Origin of the sequence: Frigoribacterium sp. CFBP 13605, assembly GCF_014839405.1 — a bacterium.
In the GTDB taxonomy this organism is placed as follows: Bacteria; Actinomycetota; Actinomycetes; order Actinomycetales; family Microbacteriaceae; genus Frigoribacterium.
The window spans coordinates 1-4,536 of the sequence record NZ_JACYNS010000154.1 but is presented as its reverse complement, the minus strand read 5'-3'; the positions used below and the strand labels follow the sequence as shown (position 1 = coordinate 4,536).

At 71.7% G+C, this 4,536-nt stretch carries 5 protein-coding genes and 1 pseudogene; all 6 read right to left on the bottom strand.

The annotated features are described in order from the left end of the window. Window positions 1-1,234: chromosome segregation SMC family protein (locus IFT36_RS15315; protein ID WP_200413582.1), on the bottom strand; the 1,234-nt coding region annotated here is incomplete at its 3' end. Between the two features lie 103 nt (window positions 1,235-1,337). After that, entirely contained in the window at window positions 1,338-2,351 is a 1,014-nt protein-coding gene (locus IFT36_RS15310) for an Fpg/Nei family DNA glycosylase (protein ID WP_200413581.1), read from the bottom strand. Window positions 2,352-2,353: 2 nt separating this feature from the next. Beyond that, entirely contained in the window at window positions 2,354-3,106 is a 753-nt protein-coding gene (gene rnc / locus IFT36_RS15305) for a ribonuclease III (protein ID WP_200413580.1), read from the bottom strand. Window positions 3,107-3,143: 37 nt separating this feature from the next. Next, window positions 3,144-3,347, bottom strand: a complete 204-nt coding sequence (gene rpmF, locus IFT36_RS15300; RefSeq protein WP_043593937.1) for a 50S ribosomal protein L32 — start codon at window positions 3,345-3,347, stop codon at window positions 3,144-3,146. Between the two features lie 71 nt (window positions 3,348-3,418). Next, window positions 3,419-4,006 (bottom strand): YceD family protein, encoded by a 588-nt coding sequence (locus IFT36_RS15295; protein WP_307785131.1) that lies wholly within the window; start codon window positions 4,004-4,006, stop codon window positions 3,419-3,421. An 11-nt stretch (window positions 4,007-4,017) separates the two neighbouring features. Beyond that, window positions 4,018-4,536 (bottom strand): annotated as a pseudogene (locus IFT36_RS15290) (hypothetical protein); the annotation flags it as partial.

Below are 4,536 nucleotides of genomic sequence, written 5' to 3'. Positions count from 1 at the left end.
CGCGCTGCCGCAGCTGCTCGCCCCGGACGGCCGCGAGCCCCGACCGTGCCGCCTCGAGGGCGCCGCGCAGGCGGGTCGCCTCGAGGTCGTGCTGCGAGACGAGGACGCTCTGGGCCTGGATCTCGACGTCGAGGGCGTCGAGGGAGGCCCGGGCCGTGGCCAGGTCGGCCCCGGCCTGCCCCACCGCCGCCTCGGCCTGCGAGACGTCGCCGCGCAGGCGCTCGGCCTCGTCGCGGGCGTCGGCGACCATGCCCGAGCTGACGGTGGTCGCCACGGCGGGTCGGTCCCCCTGCTGGGCGAGCAGCTGGAGTCGCTGCTGCGCGAGGCTCGACAGGCTGCGCAGGCGCTCGTGGACCGATTCGAGTCCGAAGACCACCCGGCGGGCCTCGTCGACGGCGTCGCCGACCATGGCCTGCTCGAGGCGGTGCTCGCGCCGCTTGTTCTCGTCCAGGCGGCCCTGCAGGACGAGGCGCTCGCTCTTGCGCTCGGCCTCGCTGCTCGACCGGGCCGTGAGCGACTCGCGGAGGGCGACGACCTCGTCGGCCAGCAGACGGGCGCGGGCGTCGCGGACGACCGCCGCGATGGTCTGCGCCTCACGGGCGATCTCGGCCTGGCGCCCGAGCGGCTTGAGCTGGCGGCGGATCTCGCCCGCGAGGTCGCTGAGGCGCGTGAGGTTCGTCTGCATGGCCTCGAGCTTGCGGAGGGTCTTCTCCTTGCGACGACGGTGCTTGAGGATGCCGGCGGCCTCCTCGACGAATCCCCGGCGGTCCTCGGGAGTGGCGCGCAACACGGCGTCGAGCTGCCCCTGCCCCACGATGACGTGCATCTCGCGGCCGAGGCCGGAGTCGCTGAGGAGCTCTTGCACGTCGAGCAGCCGACAGCCCTCGCCGTTGATGGCGTACTCGCTGCCCCCGTTGCGGAAGAGCGTCCGACTGATCGTCACCTCGGTGTAGTCGATGGGCAGGGCCCCGTCGGAGTTGTCGATCGTCAGCACGACCTGCGCCCGACCGAGCGGACCGCGGGTCGACGTGCCGGCGAAGATGACGTCCTCCATCTTGCCGCCGCGCAGGTTCTTCGCCCCCTGCTCGCCCATCACCCAGGCGAGGGCGTCGACGACGTTGCTCTTGCCCGAACCGTTCGGGCCGACGACGCAGGTGACCCCCGGCTCGAAGGCGAACGTGGTCGCGGAGGCGAACGACTTGAAGCCCTTGAGCGTGAGGCTCTTCAGGTACATGCGCCGCGCCTCCTCGGGACTCGTGACGGGTGGTGACCCGCGCTCAAGGATAGGGGCGGAGGCCCCGCGGACCGGGGAGGCGGACGCCCCCGGCCGTCGGGGTTCAGCGCGTGCGCACTCGCTGGCAGCGGGGGCAGAAGTGGCTCGACCGGTTCATGAAGGCCTCGCGCACGATGAGCGTGCCGCACCGAGGGCACGGACGCCCCTGCTGCCCGTACGCCGCGAGGCTGTGGCTGAAGTAGCCCGACTGGCCGTTGACGTTGACGTACTGGGCGTCGAAGCTCGTGCCCCCCTCGCCGAGGGCCTTGAGCAGCACGACCCGCACCTCGGCCAGCAGCACCCGCGCCCGAGCCCTCGACAACGACTCGGTGGGCTGTTCGGGGTGGACCCGCGCGGCCCAGAGGCTCTCGTCGGCGTAGATGTTGCCCACCCCGCTCAGCAGACCCTGGTCGAGGAGCGCCCGCTTCACCGCCGTGCGGCGGTCCAGCAGACGGGTGATCACCCGCGCTTCGTCGAAGGCGGGGTCGAGCGGGTCGCGCGCGATGTGCGAGACCTGCTGCGGGACGCGGCGCACCCAGGCGGCCGGGTCGGCGTCGGTGCCGACGGCCGTGGTGGCGGTCGTGGTGCCGGGTGTGGCCTCCCCCGCGGCCAGGACGTCGGAACCCAGGAGGCGCGGGCCGGCGAACCCCGCCGCGCGCCCGTCCAGGGTGGGCACCGTCTCGTCGAGGGCCATCGAGCCGAAGATGCGCTGGTCGACGAAGGCGAGCCGCACGGGGCCGAGCGACGGGCTCTCGACGTCGAGCCGGATGCGCATCAGACGGTCGGGCTCGGCATCCCGGCTGCGGAGCAACACCTGCCCGCTCATGCCGAGATGCGCGACCAGGGCCAGGGGCTGCTCGTGCCGCTCGACCGGTTCGAAGGGGAACCAGAGGAACTTGCCCCGGCGGACGGCCGAATCGATCGTGCCGCCGACGAGCCGGTCGACGAAGTCGTCGCTCGGACCACGGTGTCGCTTGAGCGACCGCTGGTCGAGCACCTTGACGGCCGTCACCACGGCGCCGGACACCACCGGGTGCAGACCGGCACGGACGACCTCGACCTCAGGCAGTTCGGGCACGGTCAGTCGACGGAGGCGGCGGCCCGACGGGCGGCGGCGACGCCGGCAGCCGACGCGTTGAGGGACGTCCACGCCCCGAGGGCGGCGGCCATCTCGGCCTGCTTCTTGCTGCTGCCGGACCCCTCGGCGACTCCCTGGTCGTCGCCCAGGGCGACGACGGCGTGGAACCGTTTGTCGTGGTCGGGCCCGCTGTCGGTCACCCAGTACGAGGGCATGCCCCGGCCGAGGGTCGCTGCCAGTTCTTGCAGGCTGGTCTTGGGGTCCATCGCGGCGCCGAAGCGATCCGGGTCGACCAGCAGAGGAGCCACGAGACGCAGCACGAGCGCCGTGGCGGCTTCACCGCCGGCCTCGAGGTAGGTCGCCCCGATGATGGCCTCGACCGTGTCGGCCAGGATCGAGTGCTTGTCGCGACCACCGGTCAGCTCTTCGCCGCGACCGAGGCGCAGGTGCGGGCCGAGGCCGATGATCCGCGCCACCTCGGCCAGGGCGACGGTGCTGACCAGGCTGGCCCGACGTTTGGCGAGGTCGCCCTCGTCGAGGTCGGGGTTCTCGGTGAAGAGCATGACCGTGACGGCCTGGCCCAGGATCGAGTCGCCGAGGAACTCGAGGCGCTCGTTGTTGCCCACGCCGCCGTGCTCGTACGAGTACGACCGGTGGGTCAGCGCCTGGTCGATCAGGTCGTCGCTGAGCTCGATCTGCAGTCGGGACAAGAGAACAGCCCGGTCGGCACCAGGGCTCGACTCGGGCTGACTCATGCGCTCACCGCGAGGGTGGACGGGTTCACGTCGGTGATCAGACGTCGGCGACCTTGCGGCCCTTGTACTCCATGTACAGGGCAGTGCCGGCGCTGTCCTCGACGACCTTGGCACGGTGCGGGAGGCTGTAGGTGACCTTGCCGTTCTCGATCGTCTTGACGAGCTGGACCGGCGTGGCCTTCCACTGCGAACGACGAGCGTGCGTGTTGGAGCGTGACTGCTTGCGCTTCGGGACGGCCATGGGTTTCTCTTCTCTCTGTCGGCACCCTCACGGGTGCCTGGGTCTGACGATGGTGGGTGACGCGGTGGTGTTCAGTGCTGCTCGTCGGCCGGGCGCTGGTCGTCGTGACCGGTGCCCTGTGACGTGCCGTCGGCGGGTGCCGATTCAGCCTGGAACCCTGCCAGTGCCGACCAGCGGGGGTCGGCGATCTCGCGGGGCTGGTAGTCGGGGATGTCGTCCACGCGCTCGCCCGTTTCGGGGTCGAGGCCCGGACAATCCGGCCGACAGACCGGCTGGAAGGGCAGTGACAGAACCACTGCGTCTCTGACCACGGGTTCAAGATCCACGTGATCGTCTTGAACCTGATAGTCAAAAGCTTCGTCGACATCGTACGCGAAAAGCTCGGCGAAATCGACTTCGACGGGCTCGGAGATGTCACGGAGGCACCGGCTGCACTCGCCGACCGCCGTGCCCGACACGTGTGCGGACACCAGGATGCCGTCGTGCAGCCCCTCGAGCTTGACGTCGATAGCGATCTCGGCACCCTTCGGCACCGAGATCTGGCCCTCGCCGAGTTTCTCGGGCACGACGACGTCGAGCTCGTGCTCGCGCATCTCGCCCGGACGGTGCACGAGGTCGAACACCGGGACGGTGTAGGGGGTCTGGGTGAAATGAGGCACGAACGAAGAGTTTACGCCGTCGAGCCGGACGCCGCCTCCGTACCCCTGACGAGTGATCGCGGCGCGATCGTGGCGGTGAGACGCTGCCCCACGGACGACGAGGCACGGAGCCCGGCGATGACCCGACGCGCGTCCGCCTGCACCTGTCGGGCGGCCGGTTCGGCTCCGAAGCGCTCGGCCTGCAGGGCGTCCAGCAGCGCGACGGACGCGGCCCGCGCCTCCCGGGCCGTGGCCGTCCGGCCGGTGGACGGTGCGTGTGACGTCGTCGCCGCGGCACCGTCGCCGAGAACCGCGAGTCGCTGCGCCAGCAGGTCGGCGACGGCCGGAGGGGTCATCGCGGCCGTCACCGGGACGCCGAGGTCCCGAGCGGTGTCGACCACCTCGCGCCAGGCGTGCAGGGCCAGGTCGGGAGGCGACGCCGACAGGCGGCGGCGACGGCGACCGGCCCGCAGCCCCGAGGGGACGACGAGGGCCGCCAGCGCGAGCGCCGCGAGCACCGACAGGGCGATCGTCGGCACGGGACCGCCGCC